Here is a 14,720-nt window from a genome sequence, read left to right on the forward strand (position 1 = left end):
TTGAGCTGACAGGGAACCGCTTCCTGCGGGTTTTTGAAGGGTAGTTGGCGGAGGAAGTTCTGGTGGGGTGGTTTAGGCGACAAACTTTCACTGGATGTTGCAAGTACGAAGCAGGCCAATCGCGAGGCACAAAAAAACCGCCACTCGGGCGGTTTCTTCGGGAAGCCTAATCAGACTCGTGCACCTGCAAGCAAGCCATCAGGTTCAAGTTCTTTGCCATACGTAGCTGCGACTTTAAAAAAGCGACGCTGACTGACAGAAACGTTTCCCGCCAAGCGGAGCGCCTCGGCATGATACTCAGCGATCTTTGATGGCTTCGCTTTTTGCTTTTTGGGTTTCATAGACACCTCGCGTGCCCGGATGAGTGGATTGATCTTATTGGTCGTCTAGCGAAAAGACAAGGCGGTTGGTTTTGTCAAAAATGAATCCAAGTTTTTGATAATAGGAAATAGCACCCGGGTCGGGTTCTTGTACCTCGATCTCATCGCAGCCCAGCATCCGCGCATAAAGTTCCGTAGCCAGCAATGCAATTGGAGCGATCCAGCCTCGCAAAGCGGGGGTGTTTCTTGTATGTCCCTGCAAAAGCACAATTTTTATGCAGATAGTGCTTTCACGCGGAGTCGCATAGCACAAGCTACAGAGCTCTTCTTCATACCAGATAGCCAGATCCAGCCCCCTTGCATCCTTACGCTTCCAGTCCGGAATGCATTCCCACGGGTACAGGATTACTGCTTCCCACAGATGACAGGAGTTGATTGCAGTCGCGGTGATCGGATCGAGCCTGAGTGCTGAGACGTTGATTCCTGCGGCACGAATGTCAGGATCATCGGACATTGCTTCGTAAGTGAGATTTCGAGCATCAGACTTGAATATCTGGTTGCGGAGTTCTGTGCCTTTTCCTTTTCTTCTCATCGCTTTTGTACTGTTGAAATCGAGGCGAAGAAGGTAACGGACGCGGGCGTGGTCACGTAATCAGGCGCAGGAGTTGGCTACTGTAGGACCGTACTTAGATGAATGAAGGACGTCAGAAGCACAACAGGTGGAATTGGGTATGGTTGTGGAAAATGACTACGTCTGGCGCGCAGCAAACGTAGTCCATAGGCGGTGCAAATTGGTGTTAAAACGATTGCAGCATCCGCGAAGCTCGCTTCCACCAAGGCGCATTGACTGTACGTTTTGATTCATTCTGACCAGATAGTACGTGCGGAACATCCTGCAACCGAATCCACGGCTGGTTATTCCAGTGCAGCAAACTCAACGACATCTGCGGCCAATTGAGCAGGCTCAGAATCGGGCGTTCGATTGAGGTGGGATGTTGGGCGTCTCTGAGGGCTGGGACCACGTCGTGGGTCAGCCATTCGCGCAGGCCTCGGTATTCGGGGCAGTAGTGGTAGACCAGTAATGCGTAGACGCCGGATTCGCTGATCAGCAGTGTGTTTTCTACAGTGCCGTGGATGAGCAGTTGTACGGTTTGGTGTTGGTCGGGATCGAGTTTTCGTAACGCTCGTTCGTCCAGGAAAAGCCGGAGCAATCGGCCGAGGTCGCGGGCGCTGAACCAGGCCTGGTTTTCGAGGAGTAGGGCGTGGATGTGGAGTTTGTGGCGGGTGAAGACGTGGGGGATCAGGTAAGCGTCATCGCGATTCATTGATACAGCTCCTTTTGCTTAAAGGGCTGCCTGCAATCGTCGCCAAACAATTGGGTGGCAGCTGTACGCGGGTTGGCGAACCGGAGCAAAAGGAACCCGGCAGACCCGAAGGTCTCCCACGCACAGCCGCCATGATTCGATGCGGCGGAAATTAGCCCGCTATCGGATGGTTGTCGTGCGCCTTAAGCTTCCAGGGTCGCCAAACCCAGTGCTGAACATTCAGCAGAAGGTGAGCTTAGGAACCGGGGCTTTGCGGCGCAATCGGACGGCGGTGGTGCTCTTTGTAGGACGTTGCCGGGATGTTTGCAGGGCTTAAGATCAAAAGATCGCAGCCTTCGGCAGCTCCTACAGGACACATTGAATGATCGTTTCCACGCAGAGCACGGGAACGACCAGGTTACTCGGCGTCAGCAACTGGATTGAGCTTCGCTTCCAGCTCCGCCACTTTAGCCTCAAGGCTTTCCAGCCGCGCCCGGGTCCGCGCCAGCACAACCATCTGACTATCGAATTCTTCCCGGCTCACCAGGTCCAGCTTGCTGAAGCCGCTCTGCAACAAAGCCTTGAACTGGCTTTCGATTTCGCTTTTCGGCAGTGGGGTGTCGCCGCTGAAGAGGCGGGAGGCGGTGCCGCTGAGGGCGTCGAGGAAGTCTTTGGGCGCGAGCATGGGAAATGTCCTGTCAACAATGGCGGGCAGTGTACCACGCAGTGTCTATAGTCAATCTCGGCGGCTGGGATGCACGCTTTTCGCGCATACGAGTGGGCGGTCGCGCACTGTTGTTGTGCGTAACCGTTGCGTCAATCGACTGGAAGGGCCTGTGGCAGCGGCCAAGGGCTTGAAATCAATGGGTTTTGGATAGATGGCAAGCTTTCTGCTTAGTCGCTGGTGACCCATGCACTGATGCAGTCGCTGTGACGAATGCAGTGCGCCAAGCGGAACGGGGGAAGTTTCGTGCGGAGTGGTTAGCTGGCGTCGGATGGGCAGGTAAGGCCGACGATGCGTTACAAAGCCAGGCACTGCGCTTAGACTTGAGTCGGGTTTGTTTTCCTGGGGCAAGTCCACCAATTCGGGAGAGAGTTTTCATGAAGCTAGTCACTGCCATCATCAAGCCGTTCAAATTGGACGACGTGCGCGAGTCGCTGTCCGAGATCGGCGTGCAGGGCATTACCGTTACTGAGGTCAAAGGCTTCGGTCGGCAGAAGGGTCACACCGAGCTGTATCGCGGCGCGGAGTACGTGGTCGATTTTCTGCCCAAGGTGAAGATCGATGTCGCCATTGACGACAAGGATCTGGACCGGGTTATCGAGGCGATAACCAAGGCCGCCAACACCGGCAAGATCGGTGACGGCAAGATCTTCGTGGTCAATCTGGAACAGGCGATTCGCATCCGTACCGGCGAAACCGATACCGACGCAATCTAAGCCGCCACAAACCCAACGCCCCAGGAGAAAACAATATGACTCTGCGTAAAATCGCAGGGCTAGGAGCCCTGTTGTCCCTCGTAATGCCCGGCCTGGCCATGGCGGCAGACGAAGTGGCGGCCCCAGTCCTCAACTCCGGCGACACCGCCTGGATGATGACCTCGACAGCCCTGGTGCTGTTCATGACCATTCCCGGCCTCGCGCTGTTCTACGGCGGCATGGTTCGGTCGAAAAACCTTCTTTCCGTGATGATGCAGTGCTTCGCCATTACCGGTCTGATCAGCGTTCTGTGGGTCATTTATGGCTACAGCGTCGCGTTCGACACCACCGGCATGGAACAGGGCGTCATCAATTTCAACTCGTTCTTCGGGAGCCTGAACAAGGCCTTCCTCGCCGGTATCACGCCTGCGAGTCTGACCGGGCCTGCGGCGCTGTTCCCTGAGGCAGTGTTCGTCACCTTCCAGATGACCTTCGCCATCATTACCCCGGCACTGATCGTCGGCGCCTTCGCCGAGCGGATGAAGTTCTCCGCCATGCTGATTTTCATGGGCGTGTGGTTTACCCTGGTTTACGCACCGATTGCGCACATGGTCTGGTCCGGCAACGGCGGCCTATTGTGGGACTGGGGTGTTCTGGACTTCGCCGGTGGCACCGTGGTTCATATCAACGCCGGTGTGGCCGGTCTGATTGCGTGCCTGGTACTGGGCAAGCGTAAAGGCTTCCCGACCACTCCAATGGCGCCGCACAACCTCGGTTACACCTTGATGGGTGCTGCGATGTTGTGGGTCGGCTGGTTCGGTTTCAACGCCGGTTCCGCTGCCGCAGCCAACGGCACTGCAGGCATGGCGATGCTGGTGACTCAGATCGCCACCGCCGCTGCGGCGCTGGGCTGGATGTTTGCCGAGTGGATCACTCACGGCAAGCCAAGTGCACTGGGTATCGCCTCGGGTGTGGTGGCCGGTCTGGTTGCAATCACTCCGGCCGCTGGCACCGTGGGCCCGATGGGCGCTCTGGTGATCGGTCTGGCAGCAGGCGTGGTGTGCTTCTTCTGCGCGACTACCCTGAAACGCAAACTCGGTTATGACGATTCCCTGGATGCCTTTGGCGTGCACGGTATCGGCGGTATCCTCGGCGCGATCCTGACTGGTGTGTTCGCGGCACCGTCCCTGGGTGGTTTCGGCACCGTCACCGACATCGCGGCTCAAGTCTGGATTCAGTGCAAAGGTGTGGGCTTCACGGTGATCTACACCGCGATCGTCACCTTCATCATCCTCAAGGTGCTGGACGCTGTCATCGGTCTGCGTATCACCGAGGAAGAAGAGGCAGTCGGCATCGATCTGGCGCTGCACAACGAACGCGGCTACAACTTGTAAGCACGCCTACAAAAAAATGCCCGGCTTGCCGGGTATTTTTTTGTCTTGATTTTGTCAGTGAAGGAAAGGCTGAAAGGTTTTTTCATACACGTTCAGGGGCGTTTACAACGGGTGTTTTTCTGCGGCCAATGGCTTACACGATTGAAGGAATATTAGGGCCTTTGTTTTTTCCCAGAGCGCGCTAGAATGCGCCCCGAACGTGCGGAGAACTGTATGTGGCAACAGACTCTGATTACCCTGCGGGCACGGCCCCGGGGCTTTCATCTGGTAACGGACGAGTTACTCGCCGGCTTGCCTGAACTCAAGGCGTGTCGGGTCGGTCTGTTGCATTTGTGGCTACAGCATACCTCGGCGTCGTTGACCATCAACGAGAACGCCGATCCGGCGGTACGTCGCGACTTCGAACGATTTTTCAATCGTCTGATCCCACAAGGAACAGACGACTATGAGCATAACGACGAAGGCCAGGACGACCTCCCGGCGCACTTCAAGGCCAGCGTGCTTGGCTGTCAGCTCAGTTTGCCGATCTCGGCAGGCCGACTGGCGTTGGGAACCTGGCAAGGCGTTTATCTGGGCGAGCACCGTGATCATGGCGGTGCCCGTAAAGTCCTCGCCACCGTGCACGGTGAAGGGGAATAAACCGCTGGTCACCAGCGGTGGTTGAATTTTTTCCGGCGGCCTTCGACAGAAGGCAAAGCTGGGCTATAACTAATCTGCTTTTCGCAAGTCATGAGGTAGAACATGAGCGACGATGATCTGGAAAACGACGACCTCGAAGTAGGCGACGAAGACGAGGCCGAAGAAGGCCTGGAAGCAGCAGCGGAAGACGTTGCTGACGATGATGGTGCTGATGTGCCCGTTCCCACTGCCAAAGGCAAAGCCAAGGCAGCGGTATCGGTCGATGAGCTGCCGAGCGTTGAAGCCAAGAACAAGGAACGCGATGCCCTGGCCAAGGCCATGGAAGAGTTTCTGGCACGGGGCGGCAAGGTGCAGGAAGTGGAGGCCAATGTGGTCGCCGATCCTCCCAAGAAGCCTGATAACAAGTACGGCAGCCGGCCTATCTAAGCGCCTGCTTCCTGCTTGCTGAAAAAGCCCGCCGTCGCTGCGGGCTTTTTCATGGGGGAAAATCAAAGGATCACAGCACCTCAAATATCGGCTGAGTTCCAGCGAGCCAACAACCCCGGCAACTCGGTCAAACTGCGAATCTCGGCATCCGGCGCCCTCTCGGCTTCCCACACTTTGCCCGCCGGGTTAAACCAGATCGCTCGCAACCCCGCCTGCTGTGCTCCGGCAATGTCATCGCCAGGATGATCGCCGATATGCACCGCGGTTTCGGCGGTCGCGCCGCCACGTTGCAACGCTTCATGAAACAGTCGCGCATCCGGTTTGGCGATGCCGATGTCTTCGGCGCACAGGGCAAACCTGAAGTAATCCGCCAGGCCCAGTCGGCGCACATCGGCGTTGCCATTGGTCACTACACCGAGGGCGTAGTGCTTGGCGAGTGTCTCCAGCGTCGGCTCGACTTCGGGGAATACTTCCAATTGATGCCGGGCATGCAGAAACACTTCAAAACTTTGATCAGCCAGGTCTGAGGCTTGACCATGGTCGTAACCAGCCTCTTCCAGAGCATGAAAAAGCACCCGCCGACGCAGCGCACTGATTCGGTGCTTGAGGTTCGGCTCGTTGCTCAACACCCGCTCGCGAATCGACCACAAATGTTCCACCGGCACCGCGCCCAGGTTCGGCGCATGCTCGGTCAGCCATTCACGCAATATGGCTTCGGCGCTGGCGATTACCGGGGCGGTGTCCCACAGGGTGTCGTCGAGGTCGAAGGTGATCAGTTGGATGGTCATGAATCATCGCCTTTAATGCGTTTGGCCCGTGGATGGGCGCTGTCGTAGACCGTCGCCAGGTGCTGGAAGTCCAGGTGGGTGTAGATCTGGGTGGTCTTGATGTCCGAGTGGCCGAGCAGTTCCTGTACGGCGCGCAAGTCCTGAGAGGACTCCAGCAAATGGCTGGCGAAAGAGTGTCGCAACATGTGCGGGTGCAGGTTCTGCCCCAGCTCGCGCTCGCCGGCGGCCTTGACCCGCACCTGAATCGCCCGGGGGCCAAGGCGCCGGCCTTGCTGACTGACAAACACCGCGTCGTCCGCCGGGTTGGTCATGGCCCGCAACGGCAGCCACAGTTCCAGTGCTTCGCGAGCCTTTTGGCCCACTGGCAACAGCCGGGTCTTGCTGCCTTTACCGAGGACCTGGACCATGCCGTCAGCCAGGTCCAGCTGATCGAGGTTGAGCCCGGTCAGCTCCGAAAGCCGCAAGCCGGAGGAATAGAACAGCTCCAGAATCGCCTGATCCCGACGGGCCAGGAAATCATCCTCCACCGCGCCTTCTAGCAGTTGCAGCGCACGGTCGGTGTCGAGGGTTTTCGGCAGACGACGCTCGCCCTTGGGCGGTGCCAGGCCATTGGCCGGGTCGTGGTCGCACAGGCCTTCGCGGTTCAGATAATGATAGAGCCCGCGCACCGCCGACAGTAGCCGCGCCAGGCTGCGGGACGATTGGCCTTGTGCATGCAGGCGGGCGATCAGGCTGCGCAGCCGCTGGATATCCAGTGCGGCCCAGCTGCCGATGTTCTGTTTGACGCACCAGCCAAGCACTTTGTCGAGGTCGCGGCGGTAGGCGTACAGCGTATGCGGCGACACTTGCCGCTCACTGCGCAGGTGTTCGCAGTAAGCGTCCAGTTGCCGTTCCACGATCAGCGTACCGAGCGCAGGGAGTTGTTGACCCGTGGCAGTACGCGGCCCATGACTTCGGCGATGTAGCTGAGGAACAACGTGCCCACCGAACTCTTGTAGTGCTGCGGATCGCGGCTGGCGATGGCCAGAACACCGTGGATGCCCTGGTGGCTGATGGCGACGACGGCGGTGGAGCCGATCTGCTTGCGCTGTTCTTCGCCGAACAGGAAGTCCAGTTCATGCTCACGCAGGCTGCCGCAGACGCTCTTGTCTTCCGAGAGCAGGCCGCCGATGGCCGTTTGTGCGTCGGCGTGGGTGACCCAGCGGCCTACCGGCATCGGGTTGTCGCCCAGCAGGATCAGGCTGACGAAGGGCACCTGAAAGTCCTGGCGCAGGCTGTCTTCGACGCCAATCACCACGTCTTCAAGGCTGGTCGCGTCCATCAATGTGAGAATCAGACGGCGGGTCTTGTCGAACAGGCGATCGTTGTCGCGGGCCACGTCCATCAAGTGCGAGAGACGATGACGCAACTCGATGTTGCGATCGCGCAGAATTGTCATCTGGCGTTCGACCAGCGAAATGGTGTCGCCGCGCTGGTGCGGAATGCGCAGGGCCGGGAGCAGTTCTTCATGCTCGATGAAGAAATCCGGATGAGCCTCCAGGTACGCGGCAATCGCCGCCGCCTCAAGGCTTTCGGAAGGGGATTCGTCGGGCTGTAGGGCGGGAACCTGGGGCTTGTCGGTCATGGATTTCGCTCACTCAAAGACGCACTTGTCCTTCGTATACGCGTACTGCCGGGCCGGTCATCATGACCGGTTGGCCAGGGCCTGCCCATTCAATGGACAGGCGCCCGCCGGGCAGGTCGATCAATAGCGGCGAATCCATCCACCCCTGGCTGATCGCGGCCACCGCGGCAGCACAAGCGCCGGTTCCGCAGGCCTGGGTTTCCCCGGCCCCGCGTTCCCAGACGCGCAACTGCGCGCGGTTCCGGTCGATGACCTGGAGAAAACCGACATTGACCCGCGCCGGAAAGCGCGGGTGATGTTCGATTTTCGGCCCCAGTTCATGCACCGGTGCTTTGTTGATGTCGTTGACCCGCAACACGGCATGGGGGTTGCCCATGGACACCGCAGCCAGTTCGACCATGGTGCCGTCGACGTCGACCTGATAGCTCAGGGCCTGGCTTGGGGCTTCGAACGGAATCTCGGCCGGCACCAGGCGCGGGGCGCCCATGTTGACGCTGATCTGGCCATCGTTGCGGATGTCCAGTTCGATGATGCCGCTTTTGGTCTCGACGCGAATCTGCCGCTTGGCGGTCAGGCGCTTGTCGAGCACGAAGCGGGCGAAGCAGCGTGCACCGTTACCGCACTGTTCCACTTCGGAGCCGTCGGCGTTGAAGATCCGATAGCGGAAATCCACGTCCGGGTTGCTGGGCGCCTCGACGATCAGCAACTGGTCGAACCCGATGCCGGTGTGCCGATCGCCCCATTGCTTGGCATGCTTGGGCAGAATGTGCGCGTGCTGGCTGACCAGGTCGAGAACCATGAAGTCATTGCCCAGGCCGTGCATCTTGGTAAAACGCAGCAGCATGGGGTTACTCCGGCAGCAGGCTTTCGCCAGCAAACAACTCGGCTACCGTCTCGCGGCGACGCACTTCGATTGCCTGACCACCGTCCACCAACACTTCAGCGGCGCGGCCGCGAGTGTTGTAGTTGGAACTCATGACAAACCCGTAGGCACCGGCCGAATGCACGGCCAGCAGGTCGCCTTCTTCCAGCGCCAGTTGACGATCCTTGGCCAGGAAGTCGCCGGTTTCGCAGATCGGGCCGACGATGTCGTAGGCACGCGCCGCGGTATCGCGAGGGCGCACGGCGGTAACGTCCATCCAGGCCTGGTACAGCGCCGGGCGGATCAGGTCGTTCATGGCCGCATCGACGATGGCGAAGTCTTTGTGTTCGGTGTGCTTGAGGTACTCGACCTGGGTCAGCAGCACGCCGGCGTTGGCAACGATGAAGCGGCCTGGCTCAAACACCAACGCCAGGTCACGACCGTCGAGGCGCTCGCGCACGGCCTTGATGTAGTCGGCGGCCAATGGCGGCTCTTCATCGCGATAACGCACGCCCAGACCGCCACCCAGATCGATGTGGCGCAGGTAGATGCCGCAATCGCCGAGGCGGTCGACCAGGCCCAGCAGGCGGTCGAGGGCATCGATGAAGGGCGGCAGGGTGGTCAGTTGCGAACCGATGTGGCAATCGACGCCGACCACTTCCAGGTTAGGCAGTTGCGCGGCGCGGACATACACGTCTTCGGCGTCGGCGATGGCGATGCCGAACTTGTTTTCTTTGAGACCGGTGGAAATGTACGGGTGCGTGCCGGCATCGACGTCCGGGTTGACGCGCAGCGAGATAGGCGCGCGAACGCCCAGCTCGGCGGCGACTACTTGCAGACGTTCGAGCTCATCGGTGGATTCGACGTTGAAGCAATGCACGCCGACTTCCAGGGCGCGACGCATGTCGTCACGGGTCTTGCCGACACCGGAGAACACGATCTTTTCGGGGCTGCCGCCAGCGGCCAGTACACGCTCCAGTTCGCCACGGGAAACGATGTCGAAACCGGCGCCCAAACGGGCCAGGACATTCAGTACACCCAGGTTGGAGTTGGCCTTGACCGCAAAGCAGACCAGGTGCGACGTGCCGGCCAGCGCATCGGCGTAAGCCAGGTACTGGGCTTCGATATGGGCACGGGAGTAGACGTAGGTCGGTGTACCAAAGCGTTCGGCGATGGCGGACAGGGCAACACCTTCCGCGAACAGCTCACCGTCACGGTAGTTAAAAGCGTCCATGGCGTTCCCTTATTGGTAGACGTCGTGTTTGTGTGCTTTCGACGGAGACTGTTGCGACGACTTGGCCTGCTCTGCAGGATCCTGGCTGTCATCGGGCAGGTACAGCGGGCCTTTTTGACCACAGGCCGATACCAGGCAGGCAACCGCGACGAGCGCAGCAAGGGAAGAGATCAGGCGCTTCATGGCGAAATCCTTGAAAATGCGTTAATTGCGCCGGAGTATACCGGCCACCCGGCAGCTTGCCTATGTGACGCGGCTCCCGTCCGGCGGGCCTTTGACTGTGGCGCAGTAACTTGTCCTGCGTTGCGCAGGGATATTTCGTACCGCACCTCGTCCTTGGTGGTTATTCTTTGCAATCATCGGGGCTCGCCCGTATCTTGCGGCGCTTGAGCGTGAGTAGACACTTTTTGAGGTTCCCGTAATGAGTTTGACTGAAGCCCGTTTTCACGACCTGGTCGATGCCACCCAGCAGACGCTGGAGGATATTTTCGATGAGAGTGACCTGGATATCGATCTGGAGAGCTCGGCCGGTGTGCTCACCGTCAAGTTCGAAAACGGCAGCCAGTTGATCTTCAGTCGTCAGGAGCCGTTGCGGCAATTGTGGTTGGCGGCGGTGTCGGGTGGCTTCCACTTCGACTACGACGAAGAGAGCAAGCGCTGGATGTGTGACAAGAGCGACGAGCAACTGGGTGAGATGCTCGAGCGCATCGTCAAGCAGCAAGCCGACGTCGAACTCGAATTCGAAGGTCTGTGAGATCGTGACCCAGCCTGCGCCCGTTCGCCCGCCCAAACCGCTCTATAGCAACGTCAGCCCGGCAGTGCCTTCGCCGTGCAGCGGTGTGTGCCGGCTGGATGAGCAGAAGGTTTGCCTGGGGTGTTTTCGGCATGTCGAAGATATCCGCGAATGGCGCTCGGCCGATGATGAGCGGCGGCGGGTGATTTGTGCGCAGGCTGTACAACGCAAAATCTTGGCTTAAGGGCTTAAGGGCTTAAGGGCTTAAGGGCTTTTGTGGCGAGGGGGCTTGCCCCCGTTCGGCTGCGCAGCAGTCGTAAGCTTTTTGGGGCCGCTTCGCGACCCAACGGGGGCAAGCCCCCTCGCCACATCGCTCCCTCGCCACAATGGTCAGCGCTGGGCCGTGGTCGCCCCCGGCTTGTTTATTTATTGAGCTGTGATAGTGTCCAGATACGCCTCAACCCATCGAGGCTCGTGAAAACCCCGCCTTTTTCTGGCGGGGTTTTGCTTTTTTCGTGCAGAAGAAAGGAGTCTGCCCTGATCATGACCGCACCTTCCATCACCCTTACCCGTCTGGACGTGCAACGTCTGGAGCGCCTGATCGACAGCCTGGATGACTCGCTGCCGGGCGTTATCGCGCTGCAAACCGAACTGGATCGCGCCGATACCCTGGTCGGTCACGAAGAGGTGCCGGCCGATGTCGTGACCATGAATTCCCGTGTGCACTGCCGTGAAGAGAGCAGTGGCAAGGACTATCACCTGACTCTGGTTTACCCCAAGGATGCCAACGCTGACGAAGGCAGGATTTCCATTCTGGCGCCGGTGGGCAGTGCGTTGCTCGGCCTGAAGGTTGGCCAGCACATCGACTGGCCGGCACCGGGTGGCAAGACCCTCAAACTGACCCTGCTGGAAGTTGAATCGCAGCCTGCCAACGGCGGCGATTTCCCGGAATGAACCCCTCAGACCTGCTCGAGCGCCTCGTTCAATGCGCGCTCCAGGTCGGCCTTGTAGCGCAAATACAAATTGCTTGAACTCTGACCATCACCGAGCAGGCCCGACAGGTCCAGGTCGGTGATGTAGCAGCGATAGCGTTCGGTCTCGCGGCGCTGTTCGACGATTTCCCGGGCGACCACACTGAACAGTTGGTCGCCGTGTTCCAGCTCTGAAAATTCCCGCTGATTGCAATACAACGTGACTTGCACCTGTCCCGGTGCGGCTTTGCCGACGATCGCCTGCACGTCATAGAACGGTTTGTTGACCGGGGTTTGCGGCGCCGGTCGGGCTTCGACCCGACGCGCCCGCGCGGTGCCTGAAGGCAATAACTGGTAATACAAAGTCTCCAGGCTCAGCGGCTGGGCGGCGTCCATCGGTAGCAAGGCGTCGCGCCGGTACTGGATCGATTGCAGGAAACGTTGCAGCGGCACCAGCAGGCTTTGTTCGTCGTGATAAGGCAAACGCTGCTGCCACAGGGCATTGAATTCATCCAGCACGTACAGATCGGCCTGGTGTTCGTTGATCCGGTAGAACACCTGAACGCAGTCGGGTTGCCCCATGGGCAGGATCAGCGCCAGATCGTGGTCTTCCAGTGCCATCGGGTCCAGATGCAGCGGGCTGTAGCTCGCCAGCTCTTCGCCGAGGTAGTCAAACAGCGCCGGCAGCGTGGCGAGGGCAACGTGATTGACCTGGCCGGGCACCAGCTCCAGCACGTGGTAATGCTGCTGGACCTGAATCAGGTAACGATGATTGAGTTTGCTCAGCAGCAGGTTTTGCGCGGTATCGAGAACTTCTTCGACTCGTCGGGCTATGAATTGTGCGCGGTTGTGGCAGAAGCAACGTACCCGCAGCTTGGGTTGCTGTGGCCCGTCCGGCAGGTTATTGAGGTAATCGCGCAGGCAGTCGAGCAGGGCGTGGGGGCCGTCAAAACGGCTGACCAGCACCTCGTTCCAGCTGTTTAGCGTGACCTGATCCAGGGTCAACACCAGATTTTCCCGCACGCCGGCGTAGCTCAGGGAATCGGTGCGCTCGGTGGTCATCAGGATGTTCATGTCGCGATGGTGCTTGAGCGGATCGACGCCGACGTTCACCAGAATCAGTATTTCGCTCGGCACGCTGGCGCGCAGCAAAGGCTCTTCGGCGACGGTGGTCAGGGGCAGGGCGATGCTTTGCTGCAGGCTGCCGAGCAGGTTGAACAGTTCGAACTCGCTCAAGTCGCTGGTGCCGGGGTGCAGGGCCAGGCGGGTACTGCTGTCGATCACGCCGTTACGGTGACACCAGGTGAGCAGTTCGAGTAACTGGCGGCTGCGCTTGATCGGCGCGAAATGCTCCCACTCATGAGCGGTCAGGCTGCCGTTGTACAAACCCCATTGGGTTTGCCCCGGCTCTCTCTTGTTCGGGGCCTGCACCAGCGTCAGGGTGTCTTCGGCCAGATCGGGGGCGATGCCCGGGTTGATGCATTCGACCTTGTCGGCCTTGCGCTCGAAGGCCGCGTACAACCGCCGGCCCAGCACATTGAGGTCGCGCTTGTTGATCAGGCTGACGGTCTGCTCGTTACGGGCAAACTGTGTCAGGAAGCGGTAGCTGTAATTCAGTTCGCCGACCAAGGCACGGCGCTCGGCGCTGACCTGGCGGACTTTCCACTGGCTGCGGCTGTCGAGCAACGCCAACTGACGCTGATCCCAATGCCATTCGTGGGCCAGACGTTCGAGCAGCGAACGCTGCCAGCTCTGGGTGCGACCGCTGCTGCCGGTGAGCTTGCGATTGACCTTCAGGTACAGCGCACGGCGTACCAGTTCGAGCCGCTCCGGTTCGCCCCGAGCCGTGAGGTATTCCTCGATGCGCCGGTAAACCACCATGTACGGGTCCAGTTCATCGAGGTCCAGTCGATTGGCAAACACCGCCTGTTTGAAACGCAGGCTCAGGCAGTGGACTTTCGGGTGTTCACTGGCGTAGACCTCGGTCAGCAGCAGTTTGAGCACTGATTTGTAGGGCGATTCGATGCCTTTGAACAACTGCCAGAGCCCGGCACCGATGAATTCCCCGGGCGGGATGTGCGCCAGATGCCCCAGGTCCAGGGTTTCGTCGGCACGGATGAAGCGTTTGGAAAGCAACGTGTGGGTGTAACGGTCGTACGCAACCTCTTCGTAGACCGGCACCAGCCACCAGATGGGGGTGCGTCCGGCCAGCCAGATCGCGGTTCGATAGAACTCGTCCAGCAGCAGATAGTGCTGGGTGGTGCCACAGTCTTCCGAGCTCAACTGCGTATCGCGCTCGCCAAGCACGAAGCGGGCCGGGTCGATCAGGAAAAAGTGCGCCTCGGCGCCCTGGCTGGCGGCCCAGACTTCCAGCAACTGGCATTTCTTGCGCAGTTCAGCGAGCTCGCTTTCGCTCAGGTCCGGCCCATGACAGACCCACACGTCCATGTCGCTCTGATCGGCCTGGGCCAGGGTGCCGAGGCTGCCCATCAGGAACAGGCCGTGAATGGGGCGCGGCGGATTGCTGCCGTGGCGCGGCTTGTAGGAAAACGAGCGGGTCAGGCGTTGGGCTTCGGCGAGGGTGTTGATGTCGGGTTCGTAATTCGACAGGCCGGCCGGGGTGCTACCCGAAACGTAACCCGGCAACAGCGGATGATTGACGTGGAAAAACAGCGGCAGCAGGGTCAGCACCGTTTGCTGGCGGGTCGACAACCCTTCCATGGCACGGGCCATGCGACCCTCGTTGAGCTTCAGAAAACGGGCGCGCAGCTGGCTGAGAACCTTGCGATCGATTCCCTCGTCCAGATCGGGGCGGATTTCATGGGTGCGGGTCATGTCAGCTCAATCCGGCTCGCGGGGCTCGGACGTGGGAGGGCTCAGGGTGAGGGGCAGTTTAGCGCCTCGGCCCCGGGACTTTTAAGCTGATTTTGTTTTCCTGGCGTCAGATTTCTATCGTTTGGCGACGGCAGGTAACAGGGCCAGTCATCAAGTGTGCCCGCGGAAATC

General features: G+C 59.6%; 18 protein-coding genes. 7 read left to right on the forward strand and 11 right to left on the reverse strand.

All coding sequences use genetic code 11. The features are described 5' to 3' along the window. Positions 1–170: 170 nt before the first annotated feature. The 4 genes from AC1RL4_RS04755 to AC1RL4_RS04770 all read right to left on the reverse strand — a co-directional run bounded on the left by AC1RL4_RS04755 (position 171) and on the right by AC1RL4_RS04770 (position 2,309). Positions 171–341, reverse strand: a complete 171-nt coding sequence (locus AC1RL4_RS04755; RefSeq protein ID WP_230173221.1) for a hypothetical protein — start codon at positions 339–341, stop codon at positions 171–173. 34 nt (positions 342–375) lie between these two features. Further along, entirely contained in the window at positions 376–912 is a 537-nt protein-coding gene (locus tag AC1RL4_RS04760; protein WP_230173223.1) for an N-acetyltransferase, read from the reverse strand. 205 nt (positions 913–1,117) lie between these two features. Further along, positions 1,118–1,645, reverse strand: coding sequence for a BRO-N domain-containing protein (locus tag AC1RL4_RS04765; RefSeq protein WP_230173225.1), 528 nt, complete (start codon positions 1,643–1,645; stop codon positions 1,118–1,120). Between the two features lie 397 nt (positions 1,646–2,042). Then, a complete protein-coding gene (locus AC1RL4_RS04770) occupies positions 2,043–2,309 on the reverse strand; it encodes an accessory factor UbiK family protein (RefSeq protein ID WP_019580496.1) in 267 nt (88 codons plus the stop codon). A 416-nt stretch (positions 2,310–2,725) separates the two neighbouring features. On the opposite strand from AC1RL4_RS04770, the gene glnK reads away from it, so the two are divergent. The 4 genes from glnK (at position 2,726) to sutA (ending at position 5,502) form a co-directional block, all read left to right on the forward strand. Next, on the forward strand, positions 2,726–3,064 hold the full coding sequence (glnK, locus tag AC1RL4_RS04775; protein ID WP_002555808.1) for a P-II family nitrogen regulator: 339 nt from the start codon (positions 2,726–2,728) through the stop codon (positions 3,062–3,064). A gap of 35 nt (positions 3,065–3,099) precedes the next feature. Further along, positions 3,100–4,437, forward strand: coding sequence for an ammonium transporter (locus AC1RL4_RS04780; RefSeq protein ID WP_007941275.1), 1,338 nt, complete (start codon positions 3,100–3,102; stop codon positions 4,435–4,437). A 213-nt stretch (positions 4,438–4,650) separates the two neighbouring features. After that, positions 4,651–5,076 (forward strand): secondary thiamine-phosphate synthase enzyme YjbQ, encoded by a 426-nt coding sequence (locus tag AC1RL4_RS04785; protein ID WP_018927529.1) that lies wholly within the window; start codon positions 4,651–4,653, stop codon positions 5,074–5,076. Between the two features lie 102 nt (positions 5,077–5,178). Beyond that, positions 5,179–5,502 carry a dormancy-specific transcriptional regulator SutA gene (sutA, locus tag AC1RL4_RS04790; protein ID WP_007941277.1) on the forward strand — a complete coding sequence of 108 codons (324 nt, stop codon included), beginning with the start codon at positions 5,179–5,181 and terminating at the stop codon, positions 5,500–5,502. Between the two features lie 80 nt (positions 5,503–5,582). Here sutA and AC1RL4_RS04795 read toward each other — a convergent pair whose 3' ends face one another. Genes AC1RL4_RS04795 through lptM form a run of 6 tightly spaced genes read right to left on the reverse strand, consistent with a single transcriptional unit; the run spans position 5,583 to position 10,193 of the window. Continuing rightward, positions 5,583–6,290 (reverse strand): HAD family hydrolase, encoded by a 708-nt coding sequence (locus AC1RL4_RS04795; protein WP_019580497.1) that lies wholly within the window; start codon positions 6,288–6,290, stop codon positions 5,583–5,585. After that, the gene (gene xerC, locus AC1RL4_RS04800) at positions 6,287–7,186 is read right to left on the reverse strand and encodes a tyrosine recombinase XerC (RefSeq protein ID WP_019580498.1); all 900 of its coding nucleotides are present in this window, start codon (positions 7,184–7,186) and stop codon (positions 6,287–6,289) included. The genes AC1RL4_RS04795 and xerC overlap by 4 nt, the downstream gene beginning before the upstream one ends. Positions 7,187–7,188: 2 nt before the next feature. After that, positions 7,189–7,914: a DUF484 family protein gene (locus tag AC1RL4_RS04805; RefSeq protein ID WP_007941280.1), complete on the reverse strand. Its 726-nt coding sequence runs from the start codon at positions 7,912–7,914 to the stop codon at positions 7,189–7,191. A gap of 13 nt (positions 7,915–7,927) precedes the next feature. After that, a complete protein-coding gene (dapF, locus tag AC1RL4_RS04810; RefSeq protein WP_018927533.1) occupies positions 7,928–8,758 on the reverse strand; it encodes a diaminopimelate epimerase in 831 nt (276 codons plus the stop codon). 4 nt (positions 8,759–8,762) lie between these two features. Next, positions 8,763–10,010, reverse strand: a complete 1,248-nt coding sequence (lysA, locus tag AC1RL4_RS04815) for a diaminopimelate decarboxylase (RefSeq protein WP_019580499.1) — start codon at positions 10,008–10,010, stop codon at positions 8,763–8,765. Between the two features lie 9 nt (positions 10,011–10,019). Beyond that, the gene (gene lptM / locus AC1RL4_RS04820) at positions 10,020–10,193 is read right to left on the reverse strand and encodes an LPS translocon maturation chaperone LptM (protein WP_007941283.1); all 174 of its coding nucleotides are present in this window, start codon (positions 10,191–10,193) and stop codon (positions 10,020–10,022) included. Between the two features lie 238 nt (positions 10,194–10,431). Here lptM and cyaY point away from each other — a divergent pair, with 238 nt between their 5' ends. The 3 genes from cyaY (at position 10,432) to rnk (ending at position 11,697) form a co-directional block, all read left to right on the forward strand. Then, positions 10,432–10,764, forward strand: a complete 333-nt coding sequence (gene cyaY, locus AC1RL4_RS04825) for an iron donor protein CyaY (protein ID WP_019580500.1) — start codon at positions 10,432–10,434, stop codon at positions 10,762–10,764. A 4-nt stretch (positions 10,765–10,768) separates the two neighbouring features. Further along, a complete protein-coding gene (locus AC1RL4_RS04830; protein WP_081625749.1) occupies positions 10,769–10,987 on the forward strand; it encodes a DUF1289 domain-containing protein in 219 nt (72 codons plus the stop codon). 299 nt (positions 10,988–11,286) lie between these two features. Next, complete coding sequence (gene rnk, locus AC1RL4_RS04835; protein ID WP_019580501.1) at positions 11,287–11,697, forward strand: nucleoside diphosphate kinase regulator; 411 nt, start codon at positions 11,287–11,289, stop codon at positions 11,695–11,697. Between the two features lie 5 nt (positions 11,698–11,702). Here the strand turns inward: rnk and AC1RL4_RS04840 are convergent, their stop codons facing one another. Continuing rightward, complete coding sequence (locus tag AC1RL4_RS04840; protein ID WP_230173234.1) at positions 11,703–14,549, reverse strand: class I adenylate cyclase; 2,847 nt, start codon at positions 14,547–14,549, stop codon at positions 11,703–11,705. Between the last annotated feature and the right edge of the window lie 171 nt (positions 14,550–14,720).

This window comes from Pseudomonas sp. GW822-FHT07A10 (assembly GCF_058798795.1).

Bases quoted from the DNA above. Each gene is read 5' to 3' on its own strand.
- AC1RL4_RS04795 (WP_019580497.1), bottom strand. From the start codon at position 6,290: ATGACCATCCAACTGATCACCTTCGACCTCGACGACACCCTGTGGGAC.
- lptM (WP_007941283.1), bottom strand. From the start codon at position 10,193: ATGAAGCGCCTGATCTCTTCCCTTGCTGCGCTCGTCGCGGTTGCCTGC.
- cyaY (WP_019580500.1), top strand. From the start codon at position 10,432: ATGAGTTTGACTGAAGCCCGTTTTCACGACCTGGTCGATGCCACCCAG.
- AC1RL4_RS04840 (WP_230173234.1), bottom strand. From the start codon at position 14,549: ATGACCCGCACCCATGAAATCCGCCCCGATCTGGACGAGGGAATCGAT.
- AC1RL4_RS04780 (WP_007941275.1), top strand. From the start codon at position 3,100: ATGACTCTGCGTAAAATCGCAGGGCTAGGAGCCCTGTTGTCCCTCGTA.
- AC1RL4_RS04755 (WP_230173221.1), bottom strand. From the start codon at position 341: ATGAAACCCAAAAAGCAAAAAGCGAAGCCATCAAAGATCGCTGAGTAT.
- AC1RL4_RS04765 (WP_230173225.1), bottom strand. From the start codon at position 1,645: ATGAATCGCGATGACGCTTACCTGATCCCCCACGTCTTCACCCGCCAC.
- dapF (WP_018927533.1), bottom strand. From the start codon at position 8,758: ATGCTGCTGCGTTTTACCAAGATGCACGGCCTGGGCAATGACTTCATG.
- AC1RL4_RS04805 (WP_007941280.1), bottom strand. From the start codon at position 7,914: ATGACCGACAAGCCCCAGGTTCCCGCCCTACAGCCCGACGAATCCCCT.
- glnK (WP_002555808.1), top strand. From the start codon at position 2,726: ATGAAGCTAGTCACTGCCATCATCAAGCCGTTCAAATTGGACGACGTG.
- sutA (WP_007941277.1), top strand. From the start codon at position 5,179: ATGAGCGACGATGATCTGGAAAACGACGACCTCGAAGTAGGCGACGAA.
- AC1RL4_RS04785 (WP_018927529.1), top strand. From the start codon at position 4,651: ATGTGGCAACAGACTCTGATTACCCTGCGGGCACGGCCCCGGGGCTTT.
- AC1RL4_RS04760 (WP_230173223.1), bottom strand. From the start codon at position 912: ATGAGAAGAAAAGGAAAAGGCACAGAACTCCGCAACCAGATATTCAAG.
- lysA (WP_019580499.1), bottom strand. From the start codon at position 10,010: ATGGACGCTTTTAACTACCGTGACGGTGAGCTGTTCGCGGAAGGTGTT.
- rnk (WP_019580501.1), top strand. From the start codon at position 11,287: ATGACCGCACCTTCCATCACCCTTACCCGTCTGGACGTGCAACGTCTG.
- AC1RL4_RS04770 (WP_019580496.1), bottom strand. From the start codon at position 2,309: ATGCTCGCGCCCAAAGACTTCCTCGACGCCCTCAGCGGCACCGCCTCC.